The organism is Streptomyces tateyamensis (assembly GCF_003205575.1).
GTDB classification, from domain to species: Bacteria; Actinomycetota; Actinomycetes; order Streptomycetales; family Streptomycetaceae; genus Kitasatospora; species Kitasatospora tateyamensis.
On record NZ_PYBW01000070.1, the window covers coordinates 49,761 to 71,278 of the forward strand.

Below are 21,518 nucleotides of genomic sequence, written 5' to 3' on the forward strand. Positions count from 1 at the left end.
ATCCGGAGGACCCCAGTGACCGAGTCGAAGCCCCGCCCCCTCATCTCCGTCCAGGAACGCCTGCGCGACCAGGTCGCGCACGCCCTGCGGGCCGCGCTGATCTCGGGTGAGCTGCGCCCCGGAGTGGTCTACTCCGCGCCTGCCCTGGCGGCCGACTTCGGGGTGTCGGCCACCCCGGTGCGTGAGGCGATGCTCGACCTGGCCCGCGAGGGCCTGGTCGAGGCGGTGCGCAACAAGGGCTTCCGGGTCACCGAGATGACCGAGCGCGACCTGGACGACTACACCGAGATCCGCGCGCTGATCGAGGTCCCCACGGTCGGCCGGGTCACCCGTACCGCCACCGCCGAGCAGCTGGAGGCGCTGCGCCCCGACGCCGAGGCCATCGTGGCCGCCGCCCGGGCGCACGACCTGATCGGCTACCTGGAGGCGGACCGCCAGTTCCACCTCTCGCTGCTGGCCCTGGCCGGCAACGCCCGCCTGGTCGAGGTGGTCGGCGACCTGCGCAAGCGCTCCCGCCTCTACGGCCTGACCCGGCTGGACCAGCGCGGCGAACTGGTCTCCTCCGCCGAGGAGCACCTGGAACTGCTCGACCTGATGCTCACCGGTGACGCCGAGGCCGCCGAGTCCTGCATGGCCCGCCACCTCGGCCACATCCGCTCCCTGTGGGCCGAGGGCCGCGAGGAGGAGGCGGCCGAGAAGCCGGCGCTGCGGCTGGGGATGCGGTAGCCGAACCCGATCGGGCGAAGCGGCGGTGATTGCCTACCATGCTGTGAGCGATACCTGGCCCTTACGGAGGTTGCCGATGTCCGCCGCTGCTTTGGGACACCCGCTCCACGAGCCGACGCTTCTTGAGATGGCGGACGAGATCTCGGACAAGTACCCGGGCCATCGCGTCGAGATCCTCGGGAGCCAGATCACCGTGAGGCCCCCCGCCGACGGGCCCCATGGCCGGTCTCTCACCCGCCTGATGAGGCCTCTCCTGGCAGCCGGCCTGGACGATGACGACACCAACGTGATCCAGGCCATGGGGGGCTCCCGGGCGGTCCTTCGGACTTCGCAATCCCGGACCTGGTGGTGGTCGAGTCCGATTTCGAGGACCACCTGGTCAAGAACAACAGCTACGACCCGGCGGTCTTCCGGATGGTCTTGGAGGTGACGTCCTCCAACTACAGCACCGATCTCTCGCTCAAGCGAGCGCTCTACGCCGGTGCCGATATCCCCGTCTACGTCATCGTAGACCGCAAGAACCGCCTGGTCCGCGTCCTGACCGAGCCTCAGGACGATGACTACGGCGTGCACGGCATCCACCGCCCCGGGGAGTCCGTCACCCTCCCCGCCTCCCTCGGTGCCGAGGTGACCCTAGAGGTCGACGCCGTGCTCGGCCCCGAGAAGTAGCCGCCCGTCCGCCATCTCCACCACCCGGTCGACCCGGTCCAGCTGGGCCCGGTCGTGGGTGACCATCACGGTGGCGGTCGCGTGGTCGCGGGTGACGGCGGCCAGCAGCTCGACGATCTGGGTGCCGCGCTCGTGGTCCAGCGCCGAGGTGGGCTCGTCGACCAGCAGCACCGAGGGGCTGCCGAACAGCGCCCGGGCGATGTTGACCCGCTGGCGCTCGCCGCCGGACAGCTGGTGCGGGCGGCGCTGCTGCTTGGGGCCGTTCAGGCCGACCGAGGCGAGCAGCTCCGCGGCCCGCTCCCGCGCCGCGCGCGGGCGCTCGCCGCGCAGGTCGGCCAGGACCAGCAGCTGCTCCACCGCGGTCAGCGAGGCCAGCAGGTTGGACTGCTGGAAGACGATCCCCAGCTTCTCCCGGCGCAGCGCCGTGCGCTCGCGCGGGCTGAGCGCGCCGGTGTCCTGACCGTCTATCAGCACCTGCCCCCGGTCGGGGGTGAGCAGGGTGGCCGCGACCGCCAGCAGGCTGGACTTGCCGGAGCCGGACGGGCCGGCCACCGCCAGGAACTCGCCGGGGGCAACGGTGAGCGAGACCTCGTCCAGCGCGGTGAGCCGCGCCTCGCCGTCGGGGTAGGTCAGGGTGACCTCGCGCAGCGCCAGGCCGGTGCGGGTGGAGACGGCGGACAGGGTGGCGGTCATCGGGCTGCTCCCAGAGCGGTGATCGGGTCGACGGAGGTGATGCGGCGCACCGCGAGGGCGGCGCCGAGCAGGCCGAGCAGCACCATGACGGCCACCGGCACCGCGACGCTGGCCGCGCTCAGCTCGAACGGGACGCCGCCCGAGGCGATCACCCCGCCGACGGCGCCCGCCGCGCCGCCGAGCAGCGCGCCGGCCAGCAGCACGGCGGCGGCCTGGGCGAGCGCGTCGCGCACCAGGTAGGCGCTGCTCGCGCCGACCGCCTTGAGCACCGCGATGTCGGGCTTGCGCTGCACCGTCCAGACGGTGAAGAAGGCGCCGACCACCAGGGCGCTGACCGCGAACAGGAAGCCCTGGATCAGCTGCAGGCTGCCCTGCTCGGCGGCGAACCCGTCGATCCCGGCCAGCGCGTCGGCGAGCGGGACCGCCTTGGTGCCGGGCACGGCGCCGGCCCCGGCGCCGGAGGCCAGGTCGAGGGCGAGCGCGGTGGGCTGGCTCTGGCCGCTGACGGTCTGCCAGGTGCTCTCGGTGGTCCACACGGTGGGCGCGTGGGCGTAGGAGCGGTCGGTGGTGATCCCGGAGACGGTCAGCGTCCGCGGCCCTATCCGGACCTGCTGACCGACCGACAGGTGGTTGTTTGCGGCGGTGGTGGCGCCGACGGCGACCTCGCCGTCCTGCGGGGCCCGCCCGCCGGCCAGCGGCGGCAGCAGGGCCGGGTCGGTGCCGACCACGCTGACCGCGGTGGCCGCGCCCGCCCCGGTCAGCCGGGTCATCGACAGGCCCAGCGGGTGCGCGGCCGTCACGCCGGGGGCCGCCGACCAGCGGCCCGCCTGGTCGGGCGAGATGCTGCTGGAGCTGAACGAGACGGTCGGGTCGGCCCCGGCGGGGGCGCCGAAGACGATCCGGTCCGCCGGCAGGTCGGCGATGGTGGCGGAGGCGGCGGCGGCCAGCCCGCCGGTGAGTCCGTAGAGGAACACCACGAGGGTGGTGATCATCGTGACCACCGCGCCCATCAGGGCGAAGCGGCCCCGGGCGAAGCGGATGTCCCGCAGAGCGACGAACACGGGGAAGTACCTTCTGGGTCGGGGGCGGCTGAGCGGTGCCCCTCCACCGTCGCGGTTTCCCGGCGTCTTTCCATCGGGGAGAGGAGCGGCTTCGCAGCCCGCCCGCCGGTGGAGCCGGGAATCCATCGAACGGTTGATGCCGCGGCGGGCGGGTCCGGTCCGCCCAGCCCGTAACCTCGGATGGCGTGAACCGTCTCGACCTGCCGGAGCCCGCCACCGGCCCGCCGCCGGCGCCCGTGGACCATGGTGCCGCCACCCCCGCCCTGCGCTGGTTGAACCTCGCCCTGCACGGGCTGTTCTTCACCCTGCTGGCGGTGCTGGTGCTGCGCGGCCTGCTCGGCGGTCGGCTGGCCGGCGCGGCCCTGGGCCTCGCGCTGGTGCTCGGCGCCGGGTACGCGCTGGGCGCGGTGCTGCCCGGGCTCCGCTCGGACCGCCGCCGGGCGCTGGGCTGGCTGGGAGCGGTGCTCGCGGTGTGGGCCGCGCTGGTGCTGCTGCGGCCGGAGTTCGGCTACCTCGCCTTCCCGCTGTACTTCGTCTGCCTGCACCTGCTGAGCACCCGCTGGGCACTGGCGGCGGTGTTCGGGGTGACCGCCGTGGTGGTGCTGGCCCAGGCCGGCACGGACGGCGGGCTGACCACCGCCAAGGTGCTCGGCCCGGTGGCCGGGGTACTGGTCGCGCTGCTCACCGCGTACGGCTACGCCGCGCTGTACCGGGAGAGCCGCCAGCGCCAGCAGCTGATCGACGACCTGGTGGTCACCCGCGGCGAACTGGCCGCCAGCCAGCGCGAGGCCGGGCGGCTGGCCGAGCGGCAGCGGCTGGCCGCCGAGATCCACGACACCCTGGCCCAGGGCCTGTCCAGCATCGTGCTGCTGGCCCGCTCGGCCGAGTCCGCGCTGCCCGCCGACCCGGGCACGGCCGCCGAGCGGATCGCCGAGGTGAGCCGCACCGCCGCCGAGAACCTGGCCGAGGCGCGCAGCTTCGTGCACGCGCTCACCCCGCCCGCGCTGCAGGGCAGCACGCTGAGCGAGGCGCTGCGCCGGCTGGCCGGGCGGTCCGGAGCCGGCTTCCACCTGGACGGCGAGCCGTACCCGCTGCCGGTGGAGGCCGAGGTGGCGCTGCTGCGGCTGACCCAGGAGGCGCTGGCCAACGCGGTGCGGCACGCCGCCGCGCAGCGGATCGCGGTGACCCTCAGCTACCTGGACGACGCGGTGACCCTGGACGTCTTCGACGACGGCGTGGGCTTCGACCCGCTCGCCGCCGCCCGCGGCACCGCCCGCCCCGGCGGCTTCGGCCTGCACGGGATGCGCGAGCGGATCGCCGCGCTGGGCGGCCACCTGACGGTGGAGTCCGCGCCGGGCGAGGGCACGGTGGTGGCGGTCTCGCTGCCGCTGGCGGGTGCGCTGCCACCGGTGGCCGGTGCGGTAGATGTGGTCGGCGCGGGGGAGGCGCGGTGATCCGGGTGCTGCTGGTGGACGACCACCCGGTGGTCCGGCGCGGCCTGCGCGCCCTGGTGGACGAGCTGCCCGAGCTGACCGCGGTCGGCGAGGCCGGCGACGGGGCGGCGGCGCTGGCGCTGCTCGCGGAGCTGGCCGAGCGCGGCGAGCCGCGCCCGGACGTGGTGCTGATGGACCTGCAGATGGGCACCGGCATGCACGGGGTGGAGGCGACCAGGCGGATCACCGCGCTGCCCGACCCGCCCGCCGTGCTGATCCTGACCACCTACAGCACCGACGCCGACATCCTGACGGCGGTGGAGGCCGGAGCCACCGGCTACCTGCTCAAGGACGCGCTGCCGCAGGACCTGGTGGCCGCCGTACAGGCCGCCGCCCGCGGTGAGACGGTGCTGGCGCCGCCGGTGGCGGCCCGGCTGCTCGGGCGGGTGCGGGCCGGCCGTCCCAGCCTCTCCCCCCGGGAGGCCGAGATCCTCCAGCTGCTGGCCGCCGGGCTGGCCAACCGGCAGCTCGCCAAGCAGCTGTTCATCAGCGAGGCGACGGTCAAGACCCACCTGGTGCACATCTACGAGAAGCTCGGGGTCGACAGCCGCACCGCGGCGGTCGCCGCCGGCCTGAGCACCGGTCTGATCCGCCCCAACTGAGCGGGCGGGCCGGCCGGTGGTGGTCCGGCCGGTCCGGCTGACGCGTGGTCGAGCCGGGCCGGCCGGACGTCTGGTGGGGCGTCAGCCCTTGGTGACGCAGGCGTTGGCCGAGTTGGACCACAGGCCCTGCAGGTCGAAGCTGCCGGTGGACAGCTTCACGAAGGAGTCCATGTTCTGGCAGGCGTCGCCGATCTCGCCGCTGCCGCCGTTCCAGCCGATGCTGGGCCAGAAGTCGGTGACGGTCTCCGCGTACTCGTGCGTCTCGGTGGACTCGATCCCGGACAGCGCCCGGCCGTCGCTGAGCGTGGTGCAGCCGTCGACGCCGGTGTCGGGCACGTAGGGCAGGTTGGTGTAGGCCAGCGTGCCGTAGGGGCTGCTGGTCTTGTCGTGCCAGGCGCAGAAGCCGCTGCTCGGGAAGCCGTCGGGGTGGGTGCCGGTCGCCGAGACCACCACGTACTGGGCGTTCAGGTTCGGCGCCTGGGTGGTGTTGCCGAAGTGCTGGGCGGCCTTGGCCGCCTCGGCGGCTATCTGGCTGGCGGTGGCGCTGCTCGGGGCGGCGGCGCTGTTGTCGAACCAGGTTCCGGCCAGCGGCGAGCTGGTCGGGTGCTGCACGTGGGTGCCGCTGCTGCCGCAGGTGACGGTGCCCTTGGCGACGCCCTCGCAGTACTGGCTGAGGATGGTGCCCCAGGTGTCCTGGGAGCCGTACAGACCGCGGAACATCGCCTGCATGTCGGGGGCGACGCCGGCCGGGTCCTTGGACCACTGCGACCCCCAGAAGACCAGGTAGACCTTCGGGGTCGGCGAGACCACGCCCTGGGTGGCGCTGGATCCGACCTTGAGGGTGCTGGTCGAGCGGGCGGCGGTCGATGCCGCGAGCACGCCCTGGTGCTGCGGCTTGACGCCGAAGTGGGTGGCGGCCGGGCCGGCCGAGGCGGGGGTGGCGCCGGCGAAGCCGAGGGCGGCCAGTGCGGCGGTGCCGAGCAGGGCGACGGCGGAGCGGGGGCGGATGGGCATGGGGGAGTCCTCCCGGCGTGACGGTTCACGGGATGTCGGACGTGCGGGGGTGCGGGGGAGTGCGGGGGGTGCGCCGCTACCCAAGCAGTTCGGCCGGGAGGCCGTCCATACCTCGAACATGACAAGACAAAAGATTTTACTGACCCGACATCAGCTGACGGTGGTTTATCCTGGGAAAACGGCCCGCACCAGCAGAAACTGGTGCGGGCCGCCTGCGGGGTGAGACCCGCGGCTCAGCAGACCGGCCTCAGCAGACCGGCCTCAGCAGACCGGGACGAGCACGGTCAGGACGAACTGGTGCGGATCCGGGTTGGCCGGGGCCTGCATGGTGAGCGTCACCGGAATGCTGCTGCCGGGGGTGGCGGCCGGGTCCACCTGCAGCGCGAGGCCGCGGTTGTAGTTGGCCCAGGTGTTGTTCACGATGTCCGCGCAGGTCGCGGTGGTGCCGTCGGCCGAGATCCGGCACGGGTTGGAGGCCGGCGCCGAGCTCAGCCACTTGGAGCCGGGCGGCAGCTGGGCGACCAGTTGGCCGCGCCACGGGTAGTCGGTGGACGGCCCGAGGTTGCGTTCCAGCACCTCGAAGTCGGCCGGGTTGCCGGGCGCGGCCGGCTTGGGCGGGCGCCACAGCTCCAGCACCGCGTCGGTCACCGGCGCGGAGGTGGCGAAGGCCCAGTCGGCCGAGTTGTCGTCCGGGTTCTGCGCCGGGTCCCAGCTGACCACCGCGGTGCCGCCCGGGTAGTCGGCCGGGCCGGGGGTGGTGCTCAGCGTGTTGGCGAAGACCGTCTCGGTCTCGCAGCTGGCCGGGGCGAGGTTCTGCGCGACCGGGAACCGGATCCAGTTCCAGCCGCCGTCGACCGGACCGGCGTGGCTGGTGCTCAGGGTCAGCCCGGGGTTGCCCGGCCCGTTGACCACCAGGGTGGCCGAGCTCGGCGTCTCGGTGCCGTTGTTGCAGACCGTCACCAGCACCGTGCCGACCGCGCCGGGCGCGGTCGGGAACGAGGGCGGGCTGACCGTCACGCTCAGATCCTTGGCGTAGGCCGACCGGTGCGCGGCGCCGGCCGAGCGGACCGCAGGGCCGACGTACTTGTGCGGCATCTGGGAGACGATCGCGGGCAGCGTGGCGGGCCGGCCCGCCTGGGCGGGCGACTGCGAGGGCGCGGCCGGGGCCTGCGCGGCGAGCGGGGCGGGGGCATCGGTCCGGGCGGTGGGGGCGGCGGCCTGGGCGGCCTGGGCGAGGGGTAGCGGCAGCAGCAGGGCGGCCGCGAGCAGAGCGGGAATCCGCATCGGGGGTACTCCGGGATCGGGCGGGGAGGTCCTGTCGGACGGGAGTGTCGGACTGGGGCGGTCGGACGGGGATGAACGCCGTCCTCCGCTGTGAAGCTACGCACAGTCAGGGCGGATCGCGCTGCGGAGTTACTCCGCCCGGTGGGCGTGTCGGACTGTGGGAGGATCGTGCGATGCCCGCCAACGAGCCGAGCTCGGCCACGCCCACCACCAGTGCCTCGCCCCGGGGCGCCGCCGCCCGTGCCCAGGTGCTGGCCGCGGCCGCCGAACTCTTCACCCGCGACGGGTACGCCGCCACCACGACCCGCGCCGTGGCCGAACGCGCCGGGCTGCGCCAGGGCACGCTGTACCACCACTTCGCGGCCAAGGAGGACATCCTGGCCACCCTGCTGGAGGCCACCGTGGCGCCCTCGCTGGCGTACGCGCGCCGGCTGCTGGAGCCGGCCGAGCCGGTGCCGGGCGCCCGGCTGTGGGCACTGGTGCGGTTCGACACCGAGCTGCTGCTGGGCGGTCTGTCGAACGTGGGCGCGCTCTACCAGCTGCCCGAGGTGCGCGGCGAGCGGTTCGCCGAGTTCCGGCAGGTCCGCTGCGACCTGGCCGGTGCCTACCGGACGGTGCTCGCCCCGCTGGACGAGCTGCCCGAGGACCAGCTGCGGCTGCGCGCCCAGCTGGTGCTCGGCCTGGTCGAGGGCGCGGTGGCGGTGGCCCGCGAGTGCGCCGAGCAGGAGGCGGCCGTGGTCCCGGCGGCGGTCGCGGACGCGGCCGTCCGGCTGGCCTCGCCGCAGGGGTGCACCGAGGAGCGGCTGGCCGCGGTGCGGGAAGCAGCGCTGGAGCTGGCGGTGCTCGCCGGACGGTGAGCCACCGGGGCCGGCGATCGGCCGCGGGGCCTGCCCCGGGGCGGACCTGACGGCCCGTGGCGTGCCGCGCTCCTGGGCGCGGACCTGACGGCCCGTAGGGTGGGCCGGGTGCTGACCCTGACGGACCTCGCCCTGCCCGTGCTCGCCGCCCCCATGGCCGGCGGCGCCTCCACACCCGAGCTGGTCGCCGCCGTGAACGCGGCCGGCGGCCTGGGCTTCCTGGCGGCCGGCTACCGCAGTGCCGCCGCGCTGGGCGAGCAGGTCGCGCGGACCAGGCAGCTCACCGACCGTCCGTTCGGTGTCAACCTGTTCGTCCCCGCCGCCAGCGACCCGGCCGCGCTGGCCGCGCTGCCCGCCTACCGGGAGCGGCTGCGCCCCGAGGCCGCCGCGCTCGGCGCCGAGCTGCCCGAGTCGATCCCGGCCGACGACGAGGACTGGGCGGCCAAGATCGAGGCGCTGCTGGCCGACCCGGTGCCGGTGGTCTCGTACACCTTCGGCCTGCCCGGCCCCGCCGAGGCGGCGGCGCTGCGGGCGGTGGGCACCGCGCAGGTGGCGACGGTGACCAGCGTGGCCGAGGCGCGGGCGGCCGCGGCGCTGGGGATGGACGCGCTCTGCGTCCAGGGCCCCGAGGCGGGCGGACACCGCGGCACCTACCAGGTGGCCGCCGAGCCGGGCCGCGAGCCGCTGACCGCGCTGCTGGCTGCCGTCGGCGCGGCGGTCCCGCAACCGCTCGTCGCGGCCGGCGGGCTCGGCGACGGGCCCGCGATCGCCGCCGCGCTGGGCGCGGGCGCGGCGGCCGTCCAGTTGGGCACGGCGTACCTGCTGGCGGCCGAGGCGGGCACCTCGGCGGGCCACCGCGCCGCGCTCACCGACCCGGCGTTCACCGGGACGGCGCTGACCCGCGCCTTCACCGGCCGTATTGCCCGGGGCCTGCGCAACGCGTTCATGGACCGGCACGAGGGCCGGGCCCCCCTGGCCTACCCCGAGGTCCACCACCTCACCGCGCCGCTGCGGGCGGCCGCCGCCCGGGCCGGCGAGCCGCAGTCGATGCACCTGTGGGCGGGCACCGGGTACCGCATCGCGCGCCGGGGTTCGGCGACGGAGCTGACACTGGCGCTGTGGCGCGCCGCGCAGGGCTGAAGGCAGGGCTGAAGGGCGGTGCCCACACGCTGGATTGACGGGTAGTCAGTTCGCCTGCGAATCCCGCTCGCACGCTGGACGGCGTGCCGGCGGGGCAGCAGACTCGTGCAGGCGCTCCCACCGCACCGGTACCGCCCTGACCCGCCGCGCCCGCGTGCATCGGAGCTGATCCATGACCACACCCACCGCGCTGGACCTCCTCTTCACCGCCGGCCGGTCCGGCAGCGGCCCCGCGACCTGGGGCCAGCAGGCCATCTGGTCCACTCTCGCCGCCCTGGACCCCGCCGACACGCCCCGCTACAACGTGGCGGCCGCCGCCCCGCTGGAGCCGGGCCTGCCCCGGGCCGTGGTGCTCGCGGCGCTGCAGCAGCTCCTGCACCTGCACGACGCCTTGCACACGCGGCTGGTGGCCGGCCCGGACGGCGGTCTGCGCCAGGTGGCCGACCCCGCGGGCAGCGTCCCGGTGCAGGTGGTGACGGCGGACGGGGCGGACCAGGTCCGGGCCGTCGAGGAGCTGCACCGCGAGCTGGCCGGGCAGCCCTTCGACACCGCCCGGCAGTGGCCGATCCGGGTGGGCCTGGTCGAAGCAGGCGGACTGGTGCGGCAGATGAGCTTGGTGCTGGCCCACACCGCCGTCGACGGCACCGCGTTCGGCACCGTGGTGGCGGACCTGGCCGCACTGGCCGGCGGTGCCGACCGCGCCGAGCTCGAACGGCGGCGCAGCGGGACCAGGCAGCCGCTGGCCGAGGCCGAGGAGCAGGCGGGGGAGCGGGCCCGGCGGCGCGACCGCGCGGCCCGCGAGCAGTTCCTGCGCAAGCTGCGCCTGGGCCCGCCGCGCCAGTTCCCGGCCGCCCCGGCCGCCGGCGCACCGTTCCCGAACGCCGTCCTCAGCTCGCCCGCGCTGGGCGTGGCGGTGGACGCGGTGGCGGCCCGGCACCGGGTCAGCTCCTCCTCGGTGCTGCTGGCCGCCACGGCGGCGACGACCGCGCGGCTGGCCGGGCGGTCGGAGGCGGTGTTGCTGGTGGTGGTCAACAACCGCTTCCTGCCGGGGCTGGCCGAGGCGGTGAGCACCGTCTCCAACCAGGTGCTGCTCCACCTGCCCGCGGCCACGGGGGAGTTCGGCGAGCTGGTGCGCCGTACCCAGGGTGCGGCGCTCGCCGCCTACCGCCACGGCTACTACGACCGGCGGCAGTTGGTGCGGCAGATCGACCAACTGGCCGCGACCGGGGTGCCGCTGGCCGACCGCTCCTGCGTCTTCAACGACACCCGCGACCTGCTGCCGGCCGAGCTGGCCGCCGAGGCCGCGGCCCCGGTCCTGCCGGACCGGGGCCGCACGGTGCTGGAGTGGCCGGGCGAGTTCGCACCCCGCCCCGGGCTCAGCTACGCGCTGGACGTGCTGCCCGGCACCGAGGCGCTGCGGCTGGCCATGACGGCGAACCCGGCCGTGCTGCCTCGACCCGCGATGGAGCGGTTCCTGTACGGGATCGAGGAGTTGGTCGTCACCGAGGCGCGGCGGCCCTGACCGGGCCGCCGCGCCTCGGTGACCGGGCCGGGCCGGCCTCGGGGTCAGGCGGCGGGCAGCTGGGCCTCGATCGCGGCCACCACGGCGGCGTCCTCCGGCTCGGTGCGCGGGCGGAACCGGGCCACCACCTCGCCCTCGGGGGAAAGCAGGAACTTCTCGAAGTTCCACTGCACGTCGCCCGCGGTGCCCTCGGCATCCGCGAACGCGGTCAGCTCGGCGTAGAGCGGGTGGCGGCCCTCGCCGTTGACCTCGATCTTCTCCAGCAGCGGGAAGGAGACCCCGTAGGTGGTGGAGCAGAAGGTCTGGATCTCCTCCGCGCTGCCCGGCTCCTGCCCGAGGAACTGGTTGCACGGCACCCCGAGGACGGTGAAGCCGCGCTCGCCGTACTGCTGCTGCAGCCGCTCCAGCCCGGCGTACTGGGGGGTGAGCCCGCACTTGGACGCCACGTTGACCAGCAGCACGGCCTTCCCCTTGTACGCGGCGAGCGAGGTCGGCTGCCCGGTCAGGGTGTGCACGGGGATCTCGGTGAGCGCGGTCATGGCGGTCCTTTCGACGAGGGATTCGGCGATCACCGTAACGCGGGCCGGTCCGCTTTTGTGCCCGCACCGCTGGCTGCGCGAGAGCGTCCGGGAGGCGGCCCGCTAGAGTGACGCAGGTCACATTTCGCTTCGTGTCACGTTCGGGCGGGCCGTTCGGTCAAAGCAGTGCAACGGTCCACCACGGCAAGGAGAACCACCATGGACGCCCGTCTCAACCTGTTCGCCAACCCGGTCGCGGCGAAGTTCCTGCGGCACATCAACACCGCCGGCAAGGTGGTCACGGACTCGGGGGTGCCGCACGCCGTCCAGGAGCTGGTGAAGCTGCGGGCCAGCCAGATCAACGGCTGCGGCTTCTGCACCGACATGCACAGCAAGGACGCCCTGCACGCCGGCGAGTCCCAGACCCGCCTCAACCTGGTCGCCGCCTGGCGCGAGGCCACCGTCTTCACGGAGGCCGAGCGGGCCGCCCTGGAGCTGACCGAGCAGGGCACCCGGATCGCGGACGCGGCCGGCGGAGTCACCGACCAGGCCTGGGCGAACGCCGCCAACCACTTCGAGGAGGACCAGCTGGCCGCGCTGGTCTCGCTGATCGCGCTGATCAATGCGTACAACAGGCTGAACGTGATCGTCCAGCAGCCCGCCGGCGAGTACCAGCCGGGCATGTTCGGCTGACGGAAAGTCAGGTGCGGGGGCCCGGTCGGCCCGCGGTGGCGGCCCGGCCGGCCGTCCCCGCGGGCCCTCGGGGCGGCCGGTGGCTCGCACGCGATCCGCTAGTCTCCCTCCGTGAATCTGATAACAGCCCGTTCGGGCTTGCGCGGCCGTCGGACCGACGGCGGACAGCGCACCGGCAGCGGGCAGTCCCGCCTCGGCTGGCTGGACGGCCTGCGCGGGATCGCGGCCCTGGCCGTGGCCCTGCAGCACTTCGACATCACCACCCTGGTCTCCTGGGGCGGTGACGTGCGGCAGAACTTCGACTTCGGCCTGTACGGCGTGATGGCGTTCTTCCTGGTCAGCGGCTACATCATCCCGGCCTCGCTGGAGCGCCGGGGCGACGTGCGGGCGTTCTGGGTCGGCCGCGTCTTCCGGATCCACCCCGCGCTGATCGCCACCATCGTGGTCTGCCTGCTGGTGCTGCCGGCCGACAAGCAGGCGGTGGCGATCTTCCAGTCGAAGCACCCCTCGCTCGACCTGCTGGCGAACTCGCTGATGCTGCAGGACCTGATGGGCGTGACCAGCGGCCTGCGGGTGATGTGGACGCTCACCTACGAGATGATCTTCTACTTCGTGGTCAGCGCGCTGTTCGTGCTCGGCTGGCACCGGCGCAGCGCCGGGGTCGCGATGCTGAGCGCGGGAGTGGCCCTGCTCTTCGGCACCGCCATCGCCACCTCGACCATCACGGTGAGCCTGGCCTCGACCAAGCACCTGGTGCTCGCGGTGGCCGTGATCGTGGTGACCGCGCTGGCGCTGATCCTCACCGGCGGCAAGTCGGCGATCCGGACCGGCGCGCTGATGCTGGCCGGGGTCGCGCTGACCCTGGTGCTGCTGAACGGCCGGGCGCCGGCCTACGAGACCTTCATGATCTTCGCCACGATGTTCGCGGGCACCGTGATCTACCGGGCCGAGCAGGGGCAGATCGACCGCGTGCTGGCCTGGGTCTGCTGCGGCTTCGTGCTGCTGGCCGGCGTCCTGGTCGGCCCGCTGTACAACCACGACGGCTACCAGAACCAGACCTGGACCACCGGCTGGGTCTCCTGGAGCTCCTCGTACGCGCTGGCCTGGGGGTCGTTCGGCCTGTTCATGCTGCTGCGCAAGCGCCGGATCCCGCGGGTGCTCACCTGGCTGGGGGCGATCAGCTTCTCGGTCTACCTGGTGCACGTGCCGGTGCTGATGGCGATGGGCGGGCCGGCCGAGCGGCCGACCTTCACCGCCCCGCTGTCGCAGAAGGTGCTGTGGACCGTCGGCTTCTTCGTCTTCGTACTGATCTCCAGTGAGCTGCTGTACCGCCTGGTGGAGATGCCGATGCAGAAGGTGGGCCGACGGGTCGTCAAGGCGCTGGACCGGCGCACCGCCACGCCGCCCGCGGCGCCGGTGCTGCCCGCGCAGCCGGGCCCGGGCGAGCCCGAACTGCTCCCGGCCGGCGCGGGCGGGCCCAGCGCCGGGTAGCGGTCCGGTCCGGATCAGTACGGCGTGTCGAAGCAACTGGTCTGCTGCCAGGCCGACACGCCGTACTGGTTCACCGCACGCATCGTGACGCAGATGTGGTCGCCGGAGGACGGACTGTTGATCACGTAGCTGGTGCCGGTGGCGTTGTAGACGGTGTTGATCTTCTTGGTCTGGTTGTTGTACTGGATGTCGTAGCTGGTCGCGTCCGACTGCTTCTGCCACTCCATGGTCAGCGGCATCTGGGCGCAGTAGCCGACGCAGCTGTTGTAGAAGTGCGCGCCGTAGCCCGCCATCGTGGCGGGCGGCGAGCCCTTCGGGGACTGCGGCGGCGCCTGGGTCGGGGCTTGGGTGGGCGCCTGGGTGGGGGCCTGGGTCGGGTTGGAGACCGTGCCGCCGTTGCTGCCGCCCGAGGAACTGCCGCCGCTGGTCCGGCCGGGGGCCTTGCTGGTTCCGGTGCTCGTGCCGCTGTCCGGGGTGGTCGGGGCGTCGCTGGGTGGCGTGGTCGAGGGGGCCGCCGAGTTGGGCGGCGCCACCCCGTCGCGCCGCCCCAGGTACACCTTGCCCATGCCGCCCGCGCCGAGCACCCCGAGCAGCTCGTACGGTCCGACTCGCAGCGGATCGCCGTCCTGAAGCGCCTTCACCGCACCACCCCCCTCGGTGAGTCCGCATCCGTCGGAAACCGGTTGTGCAGCACGGTGAGCAGGCCTCTCGCAGGTGGCGGCCCCGTGGACGCGCGGGCAGGGGCGATGCTCGCGCGGCGGGTGGCGGGTGTCTTGTCGAAATCTGACTCACCTGTAGCGACGCGGCCGGACGTGTGGACTCGCGCTCGACCGCACGTCAGACTGCGGGCTGACGGCGAGTGCGAACACGTTCAGCCGCTCTGACGGGACGGTTCCCAGACCGAGCAGTCGTGTGCGAAGAGCACGCGTCGCGGGTCGAAGTCGGCGAGCCGCTCCAGCCACGGCTGGTAGGTCGGAAGCGGCTGTTCCAGGCCCTGCAGCGTGGCGTGGCGGGAGAGCTGGTCCGAAGCGAACTGCGACGCGAAGTCGTATGCCTGGCCGGCCAGGACCATCGTCCCGTCGCTCTTGCTGACCACCAGCGACTGGTGTCCTTCGGTATGCCCGGGGGTCGGGACGATCCGGACTCCCGGCCAGACCTCGGCCTCGCCGGTGATCTGCTCGTAGGTCGCACCGGGGAAGTCGATGAGTTCGTCGATCGTGTAGTCACCCTGGCGAGCGGTGGCCAGCTCCACGGCCTGCACCAGGATCGGCTTGCCGGCCAGCGAAGGGTTCCCGCCGCAGTGGTCGAAGTGAAGGTGGCAGTTCACGACCAGCGAGACATCCGCGAGGGTGACGCCGACCGCCGCGAGGGCGCCTTCCAGCGGCCGCCGTTGGGGGCGGTAATGGGCCTCGGTCTCAGGATCGGCGGCTCCCACACCGGTGTCGAACAGGATCAGCCCTTCATCCCGCCGCACCAGGTACGCGAGCACGGGTTCAACCCGCGGGTGCGGGCCCCCGGTCTCGGATGCGGGTCGGACGAAGTACCCGAGGTCGAGTCGGTGTACCGCTGTGCTCTGCTCCATCCGGTCATTCTGGCGCGCTGGGGTGCTCTTTTCGCGGTGTCCACTGACAGCGGACGCGGCCGGTTCGCTCCCGCTGCTGCTTGAGCGTCAGTCCCGCCATCTGCCCCAGAACAGCCAGGTCAACCGCTCCGTGAAGTGCTGCCGCCAGAGCCACCACGGAAGCCGTCGGTGGGCAACGAAGGACCACAGGTCGTCATCGGCTTCGTTGCCACGCGGGCAGCTGCGCAGGAGGTCGAGAGACCGCTGATCGACGGTCCGGTGCAGACGGGCGACGTGGGCCAGAGCGATGACACCTTGGCGGCGGATCTCCGTATCCTGCGACTCCAGTGCTTTGCCCACTCGGGGCAGAATCGCTTCCGCGTCCGGGTGATTCAGGGCGAGAAAGATCACGGCCACTCCGACGAGCGGCTCGCCCCGGTCGAACGCGGCATCGACCTCCTCAGGCTGATCGGTCCAGCGCAACGTCGAGCCGTCCTGCCAGTTCAGGACAGGTGCCGGGCCGGCAGGGTCGCTCGCATCACGGTGCACGGCCCGACCCTACCGAGCCGCCCCGAGGCGTCAAGGCCTCCATGACGGAGCGCGATCGCGGGCCCGGGTGGCTCGGCGCTCCCTGGCCTGTGCGAGCACTGCGGCTCTGGCTTCCTCCCCGGGATCGAATGGTGCGGGGGAGAAGCGGTTGCAGGCCCTGGCGTGGCGTTCCCAGCCGTCCTGCCAGAACTCGACCGTCCAGCCCGGCCACAACTCCGGTACCTGGTAGGCCTGGGGGGAGGAGCAGAGGGACCACCAGCCCAAGCGGCGGCGCTCCGGATCGAGGTGGATACCGGCGTTGGTGTGCAGTCGGCAGACTCCGTGCTCAGGCGCAGTCGCCAAGCGCTCGAGCAGGGACAGCCCCTCGCGGACGGGGTGGTCGAAAACGCCGGAGGCGACGTGGCAGCTGCCGGCGCTGACCGTGACCACCACGCCGTCCGGGTCGGGCCAGGCCAGGTCCTCGTCCTCGGGAGCGAGGAACGGGGCGACAGCGAGACCCGAGTCGCGGCACCGGACGTACTCCGGGTCCAGCCCGAGGTGCTCGCGCAGTTCGGCCGCGCCGTCGTACAGCCAGCGGACCTCCCAGCCCGGCCACGACGCTCGGATCAGCTCGAACATGGCTGAACGGTGGCGGAGTTCAGTGCTCGGCCCCTCCCAGGCGAAGAACAGGAGCAGCTTCCGACCGAGGTCGAGCAGTACCCCGCCCTGGGCCATGACGTCGTCCAACCACCAGCCGTCCTGGCGGAGTCCGGGAAGCATCGCGAGAACCGCCGCCGGCCCCTCCAGCAAGTCGAGGTCAATGCCGACCGCCCAGCCGGTCCGGTACAGCTCATGTGTGCTGTCCTCGCGGACCACGATGACGTTGGCTCTGTCTCCCATGGGGTCAGGATGACCAGGTGGGGAGCGGTCGGCCAATCGTTTTCCGCCGAGTTGAGTTGCAGGTCATGAGCGGCATCACGGCCGTGTCGGTGAGAGACACGACTCCGGGGTCCACCCCGAAGCCGCCGTTGGCGACCTGGCCGCAGATCCTCCGCAGCGGTGGCGGCATCGGACACCGGCGTCATCGGGCTTCGGGCGGCGGCTCTTCCTATTGGGTGAGCAGGAGAAGAAGTGTGCCCAGGACCAGCGTTGCCGCGATCGAGACCGCATAGGCGTGCTGCGTGGGGGTCACGAGGCAGGTCGTGGCGGAGTACAAGGATTGACCGGCGGTCCGTCGAAGCGCCGGTGCGAGTGGGTCACCTCGGCGCAACGTGACTGCGGCGCCCACCGTCCGGTGGGCGCCGCAGTCATGCGATTCGACTCTTCTCAGGTGCAGATCGGGGCGCTCTCGACGTCCCCGACGACCGTCTGGCCGCTGTTCGTCGCCCAGGCCCGGGCCCACCAGCAGCCCGCGGTGGTGTCGACGGAGCCGTTCGGCTGGGCGATGTAGTGCCAGTTGGAGTCGGGGCCGACGACCTGGCTCACGGCCGGGCCGTCCCAGCTGATCGGCGAGGTGGCGGTCTGCGACCAGCCCTGCTGCATGTAGAACCGGATGTCGGTCCGCGGCGAGTACACCGAGGCCTCGGCCTGCCAGACCCAGTCGTTGGCGCCGTCGTAGCCCCAGATGTAGTGGATGCACGGGTTGATGGCGATGCCGTCGTAGTTGGAGTAGTAGGCCCCGCCGGTGCGGCACATCGTGGTGGGCCAGGCCTGGGCGGCCGGGGCGGTGACGGCGGTGAAGGTGAGCATCGCGGCCACGGCGGCCAGTCCGGCGCCGAGGCGGGTGGTGGTGCGGCGGGTCAGCTTCATGGCGGTGTGCTCCTGTCGATGACGGCAAGTCAGATGGCGGATCAGTACGGGAAGCCGGTGACCGAGACCCCGTTGCCTGGACGGTGGCCGCACCCGCGTCGCGGAGAGGTTTTCGCGGGAACACCAGAAGCATCGCCCGCCTGCCGGGGCGCTGTCAGCGTCCGGGTCCTGGCACGTAGGTGCCTGGCGCGTAGCGGTCAGCTCGGGCGGTGCGCGATCATGGGCACGCTCTCCTCGTCGGTGGTCACCCAGCGGCTGTCGGCCCGCACCAGGCAGCAGGAGCTCGCCGCGCAGCGGGCGGACGCAACTCGATCGCGATGCGCAAGGTGATGCGCACCGACCTCGGCCTCGCGCCCTGAGGACCCGCAGGAGCGCAATGCGTCCGGGCCACCCGGGGCGGAAACCCCAGTCAGTCTGACGCCACGTCAGCCCAGCAGCCCGTCCATCCACTCCTCGATGTCCGCCACCGAGCGCGGCAGCGCGCCCGACATCAGCCGGGCGCCGTCCTCGGTGATCACCAGGTCGTCCTCGATCCGCACCCCGATGCCGCGCAGCTCGGGCGGCAGCGTGTCGTCGTCGGGCTGCAGGTACAGGCCGGGCTCGACGGTGAGCACGTGGCCCGCCTCCAGCACCCCGTCCAGGTAGGTCTCGCTGCGCGCCTTGGCGCAGTCGTGCACGTCCATGCCGAGCATGTGGCCGCTGCTGCACAGGGTGTACCGCCGGTACAGCCCGGACTCGGTGGCCATCGCCTCGTCCGCCGAGACCCGCAGCACGCCCCAGTCGGCCAGGCCCTCGGCGATCACCCGCATGCCGGCCCGGTGGAAGTCGCGGAAGCTGGCGCCGGGCTTGAGCGCCGCGATTCCGGCGTCCTGGGCGGCCAGCACCAGCTCGTAGACGTCGCGCTGGACGGGGGAGAAGCGGCCGCTGAGCGGCAGGGTGCGGGTGATGTCGGCGGTGTAGAGGGTGTCGGTCTCCACGCCCGCGTCCAGCAGCAGCAGGTCGCCCCGGTCGAGCCGGCCGTCGTTGCGGATCCAGTGCAGCACGCCCGCGTGCGCACCGGAGGCGGCGATGGTCTCGTAGCCGGTCCCGTTGCCCTCGGCCCGCGCGCGCAGGTTGAAGACGCCCTCGACCCAGCGCTCGCCGCGCGGGTGGCGCAGCGCCTCGGGCAGCGCCCGGACCACGTCCGCGAAGCCGGCGGCGGTGTGGTCCACGGCGAGCTGCAACTGCTCGACCTCCCAGGCGTCCTTGACCAGGCGCAGCTCGCTGAGCACGGTGGCCAGCCCGTCGGAGAGGTTGAGCAGCGAGTCCACCAGCGGGTCGACCCCGGCCAGCACCCGCACCCCGGCGGCGGGTTGGGCACCGGTGAGCAGCTTCTCCAGGTCGTCCAGGTGCGCGGTGCGCACGCCCGTCAGCCGCTCGGCCTCGGCCAGGTCCGGCCGCCGCCCGACCCAGAACTCGCCGTACCGCCGGTCCCGGAAGAACTCGCCGTTGCCGCCGTCGCGCGGCGAGCGCGGCCGCAGGTAGAGCACCGGCTCGTGGCCCTCGGGTCCGCTGGGCTCCAGCACCAGCACGTGGCCCACCTGGTCCTCGCCGGTCAGCCCGGTCAGCCAGGCGTAGGCGGAGTGCGGGCGGAACCGGTAGTCGCAGTCGTTGCTGCGCACCTTCAGCCGGCCGGCCGGAACCACCAGGCGCTCGCCGGGAAAGGCGGCGGAGAGCCGGGTCCGACGCCCGGGCAGGGCGGCGTAGCCGGGCACCCGCTGCTCGGCCGGCAGCGGGGTGGGGGCCCAGTTGGTGCCCATGAAGGCGGACAGGGCGGCGGAGACGGGCAGGTCGTGGCTGCCGGTGTTCAGCGGCCTGGAGGCCTGGGAGGAGATCATGCGGGGCTCCTGAGCTGCAGCGATTTCTCTGGGTGCAGGGCGAGTTGACGGTCCGTTCGGACACAGGTGGGTAACGAGACCGGCAGTCTCTTGCTAGTGCAATTTCACATTACTATGTTACGGGTCACACCTCAGAAGCGGCTAGTCCCAGCCCGGCACCGGTGCCACACCCCGGATCCACCCGTGGACACCCAGTCCTCCCAGCACGGAGTTGCACATGACCAGGCGTACCCACGTCGCCCTCGCGGCGGCGATCACGGCGGCACTGACCCTCTCCCTCGGAGCGTGCACCAGCAGCAAGAGCGGCAGCGGCGACGGAAACGGTGACGGCAAGGGCATCACCACGGCCGGGAACGGGATCATCGGTGGCACGCCGGTCAAGGGCGGCACCCTGCACATCCTGTCCAACCAGGACATCTCCCAGCTCGACCCGGCGCGCAACTGGACCGAGCCCGAGATGGACTTCGGCATCCGGCTGCTCTACCGCACGCTGACCACCTTCAAGGCCGCGCCGGGCAAGGACGGCCTGCAGATCGTCGGCGACCTGGCCACCGACACCGGCCAGTCCAGCGACGGCGACAAGACCTGGACCTTCCACCTGAAGGACGGCGTCAAGTACGAGGACGGCACGCCGATCGTCTCGCAGGACATCAAGTACAACGTCGAGCGCTCCTTCGACCCGGACCTGTCCGGCGGCCCGGACTACGCCAAGAACTACCTGGTCGCCCCGGCCGGCTACAAGGGCCCGCTGAAGGGTGCCGAACTCGGCAACGACTCGGTCGAGACCCCGGACGCGAAGACCATCGTCTTCCATCTCAAGCGCCCGGTGGCCGAGTTCGGCTACACCGTCACGCTGCCGACCTTCGCCCCGGTACCCAAGGCCCACGAGGGCGGCACCACCTACGGCAACCACGTCTTCTCCTCCGGCCCGTACAAGGTGGAGGCCTACGACCGCGGCAAGCAGCTGACCCTGGTCCGCAACACCAACTGGGACCAGTCCACCGACTCGGTCCGCAAGGCCTACCCGGACAAGATCGTGATGGACCAGTCCGGCAGCCCGGAGGGCATCGCCGACCGCATGATCGCCAACCAGGGCGACGACCAGAGCGCGGTCATGTACGCCGACCTGTCGCACGCCAAGGTCGCCGACGTGATCACCAACCCGGACGTCAAGGCCCGCCTGGTCAGCGAGAACGAGAACTGCACCGCCATGGTCACCATGGACACCCAGAAGGCGCCGTTCGACAACGTCAACGCCCGTCTCGCGGTCGAGTACGCGATCGACAAGGAGGCCTACCAGTCGGCCGCCGGCGGCCCGGCGCTGGCCGACTTCGCCACCACCTTCCTGCCGCCGGCGCTGACCGGCGGCACCGCGGTCGACCACTTCAAGATCCCGACCGCCGGTGACCCGGACAAGGCCAAGGCCTATCTGGCCAAGGCCGGCCTGCCGAACGGCTTCTCCACCGAGATCACCGTCTCGAACGGCGGGAAGGCCCAGGCCGAGGCGGTCCAGGCCGGGCTCAAGCGGGTCGGCATCAACGTCACCATCAACGCGGTCGACGCGAGCGTGGCCACCTCCACCATCGGCGACAAGAACAAGCAGACCGGCCTGTCGCTCAACGGCTGGTGCCCGGACTACCCGTCCGGCGCCACCTTCCTGCCGATGCTCTTCGACAGCCGGATCATCTCGGACACCGGCAACAGCGGGAACTCCAGCCGCCTGGCCGACCCGGCGGTGGACGCGGAGATGGACCGGATCGCGACCCTGACCGACTCGACCGCGGCCGACCAGGCCTGGAACGCGCTGGACGCCAAGATCATGGACGCGGCACCCGCGGTCCCGGTGACCTGGCAGAAGAAGCCGCTGCTGGTCGGCTCCAACGTGGCCGGCGCCTTCGGCAGCCCGATCTGGTCCGCGCAGATCGACTACGCCACCGTCGGCCTCAAGTCCGTCAAGTAGCCACGAGGGACTGCGAAAAG

Annotated in this window: 20 protein-coding genes and 1 pseudogene; 10 read left to right on the forward strand and 11 right to left on the reverse strand. The window is 72.8% G+C overall.

All coding sequences use genetic code 11. The annotated features are described in order from the left end of the window. Nucleotides 1–15: 15 nt before the first annotated feature. A complete protein-coding gene (locus tag C7C46_RS19650) occupies nucleotides 16–726 on the forward strand; it encodes a GntR family transcriptional regulator (protein ID WP_110671177.1) in 711 nt (236 codons plus the stop codon). A 76-nt stretch (nucleotides 727–802) separates the two neighbouring features. Continuing rightward, a pseudogene (locus tag C7C46_RS19655) lies at nucleotides 803–1,395 on the forward strand (Uma2 family endonuclease). Here the strand turns inward: C7C46_RS19655 and C7C46_RS19660 are convergent. Together C7C46_RS19660 and C7C46_RS19665 are read right to left on the reverse strand one after the other, a co-directional pair. Continuing rightward, entirely contained in the window at nucleotides 1,360–2,088 is a 729-nt protein-coding gene (locus tag C7C46_RS19660) for an ABC transporter ATP-binding protein (RefSeq protein WP_110671178.1), read from the reverse strand. The pseudogene C7C46_RS19655 and the gene C7C46_RS19660 overlap by 36 nt on opposite strands. Further along, nucleotides 2,085–3,149 (reverse strand): ABC transporter permease, encoded by a 1,065-nt coding sequence (locus tag C7C46_RS19665; RefSeq protein WP_110671179.1) that lies wholly within the window; start codon nucleotides 3,147–3,149, stop codon nucleotides 2,085–2,087. The genes C7C46_RS19660 and C7C46_RS19665 overlap by 4 nt, the downstream gene beginning before the upstream one ends. A gap of 185 nt (nucleotides 3,150–3,334) precedes the next feature. Here C7C46_RS19665 and C7C46_RS19670 point away from each other — a divergent pair, with 185 nt between their 5' ends. Together C7C46_RS19670 and C7C46_RS19675 are read left to right on the forward strand one after the other, a co-directional pair. Continuing rightward, nucleotides 3,335–4,603, forward strand: a complete 1,269-nt coding sequence (locus C7C46_RS19670; RefSeq protein WP_342775415.1) for a sensor histidine kinase — start codon at nucleotides 3,335–3,337, stop codon at nucleotides 4,601–4,603. Beyond that, the gene (locus C7C46_RS19675) at nucleotides 4,600–5,244 is read left to right on the forward strand and encodes a response regulator (RefSeq protein WP_110671180.1); all 645 of its coding nucleotides are present in this window, start codon (nucleotides 4,600–4,602) and stop codon (nucleotides 5,242–5,244) included. Before C7C46_RS19670 ends, C7C46_RS19675 begins: the two co-directional genes overlap by 4 nt. A gap of 81 nt (nucleotides 5,245–5,325) precedes the next feature. On the opposite strand, the gene C7C46_RS19680 is transcribed toward C7C46_RS19675, so the two are convergent. Continuing rightward, nucleotides 5,326–6,258 carry a hypothetical protein gene (locus C7C46_RS19680; RefSeq protein WP_110671181.1) on the reverse strand — a complete coding sequence of 311 codons (933 nt, stop codon included), beginning with the start codon at nucleotides 6,256–6,258 and terminating at the stop codon, nucleotides 5,326–5,328. Nucleotides 6,259–6,519: 261 nt separating this feature from the next. After that, a complete protein-coding gene (locus tag C7C46_RS19685; RefSeq protein WP_110671182.1) occupies nucleotides 6,520–7,542 on the reverse strand; it encodes a hypothetical protein in 1,023 nt (340 codons plus the stop codon). 173 nt (nucleotides 7,543–7,715) lie between these two features. On the opposite strand from C7C46_RS19685, the gene C7C46_RS19690 reads away from it, so the two are divergent. From C7C46_RS19690 to C7C46_RS19700, 3 genes are all read left to right on the forward strand, one after another. Beyond that, a complete protein-coding gene (locus tag C7C46_RS19690) occupies nucleotides 7,716–8,399 on the forward strand; it encodes a TetR/AcrR family transcriptional regulator (protein ID WP_110671183.1) in 684 nt (227 codons plus the stop codon). A gap of 108 nt (nucleotides 8,400–8,507) precedes the next feature. Then, entirely contained in the window at nucleotides 8,508–9,539 is a 1,032-nt protein-coding gene (locus C7C46_RS19695; protein WP_220040653.1) for a nitronate monooxygenase, read from the forward strand. A 172-nt stretch (nucleotides 9,540–9,711) separates the two neighbouring features. Further along, nucleotides 9,712–11,061: a condensation domain-containing protein gene (locus tag C7C46_RS19700; protein ID WP_110671184.1), complete on the forward strand. Its 1,350-nt coding sequence runs from the start codon at nucleotides 9,712–9,714 to the stop codon at nucleotides 11,059–11,061. A gap of 44 nt (nucleotides 11,062–11,105) precedes the next feature. Here the strand turns inward: C7C46_RS19700 and C7C46_RS19705 are convergent, their stop codons facing one another. Then, complete coding sequence (locus tag C7C46_RS19705; RefSeq protein ID WP_110671185.1) at nucleotides 11,106–11,600, reverse strand: glutathione peroxidase; 495 nt, start codon at nucleotides 11,598–11,600, stop codon at nucleotides 11,106–11,108. A gap of 198 nt (nucleotides 11,601–11,798) precedes the next feature. Between C7C46_RS19705 and C7C46_RS19710 the strand changes: the two genes are divergently transcribed. Beyond that, nucleotides 11,799–12,272 (forward strand): carboxymuconolactone decarboxylase family protein, encoded by a 474-nt coding sequence (locus tag C7C46_RS19710; protein WP_110671186.1) that lies wholly within the window; start codon nucleotides 11,799–11,801, stop codon nucleotides 12,270–12,272. Nucleotides 12,273–12,383: 111 nt separating this feature from the next. Next, complete coding sequence (locus C7C46_RS19715) at nucleotides 12,384–13,763, forward strand: acyltransferase family protein (RefSeq protein ID WP_110671187.1); 1,380 nt, start codon at nucleotides 12,384–12,386, stop codon at nucleotides 13,761–13,763. A gap of 14 nt (nucleotides 13,764–13,777) precedes the next feature. On the opposite strand, the gene C7C46_RS19720 is transcribed toward C7C46_RS19715, so the two are convergent. The 6 genes from C7C46_RS19720 to C7C46_RS19745 form a co-directional block, all read right to left on the reverse strand. After that, a complete protein-coding gene (locus C7C46_RS19720; protein WP_110671188.1) occupies nucleotides 13,778–14,404 on the reverse strand; it encodes a hypothetical protein in 627 nt (208 codons plus the stop codon). A gap of 230 nt (nucleotides 14,405–14,634) precedes the next feature. Beyond that, a complete protein-coding gene (locus tag C7C46_RS19725; RefSeq protein WP_110671189.1) occupies nucleotides 14,635–15,345 on the reverse strand; it encodes an N-acyl homoserine lactonase family protein in 711 nt (236 codons plus the stop codon). Between the two features lie 87 nt (nucleotides 15,346–15,432). Then, the gene (locus C7C46_RS19730) at nucleotides 15,433–15,873 is read right to left on the reverse strand and encodes a hypothetical protein (protein ID WP_146259145.1); all 441 of its coding nucleotides are present in this window, start codon (nucleotides 15,871–15,873) and stop codon (nucleotides 15,433–15,435) included. 30 nt (nucleotides 15,874–15,903) lie between these two features. Then, nucleotides 15,904–16,752 carry a hypothetical protein gene (locus C7C46_RS19735; protein ID WP_110671191.1) on the reverse strand — a complete coding sequence of 283 codons (849 nt, stop codon included), beginning with the start codon at nucleotides 16,750–16,752 and terminating at the stop codon, nucleotides 15,904–15,906. A gap of 426 nt (nucleotides 16,753–17,178) precedes the next feature. Then, the gene (locus C7C46_RS19740) at nucleotides 17,179–17,661 is read right to left on the reverse strand and encodes a hypothetical protein (protein ID WP_110671192.1); all 483 of its coding nucleotides are present in this window, start codon (nucleotides 17,659–17,661) and stop codon (nucleotides 17,179–17,181) included. Nucleotides 17,662–18,086: 425 nt separating this feature from the next. Further along, a complete protein-coding gene (locus C7C46_RS19745) occupies nucleotides 18,087–19,538 on the reverse strand; it encodes an aminopeptidase P family protein (RefSeq protein ID WP_110671193.1) in 1,452 nt (483 codons plus the stop codon). A gap of 217 nt (nucleotides 19,539–19,755) precedes the next feature. On the opposite strand from C7C46_RS19745, the gene C7C46_RS19750 reads away from it, so the two are divergent. Beyond that, entirely contained in the window at nucleotides 19,756–21,498 is a 1,743-nt protein-coding gene (locus C7C46_RS19750) for an ABC transporter substrate-binding protein (RefSeq protein WP_110671194.1), read from the forward strand. Nucleotides 21,499–21,518 lie beyond the last annotated feature (20 nt).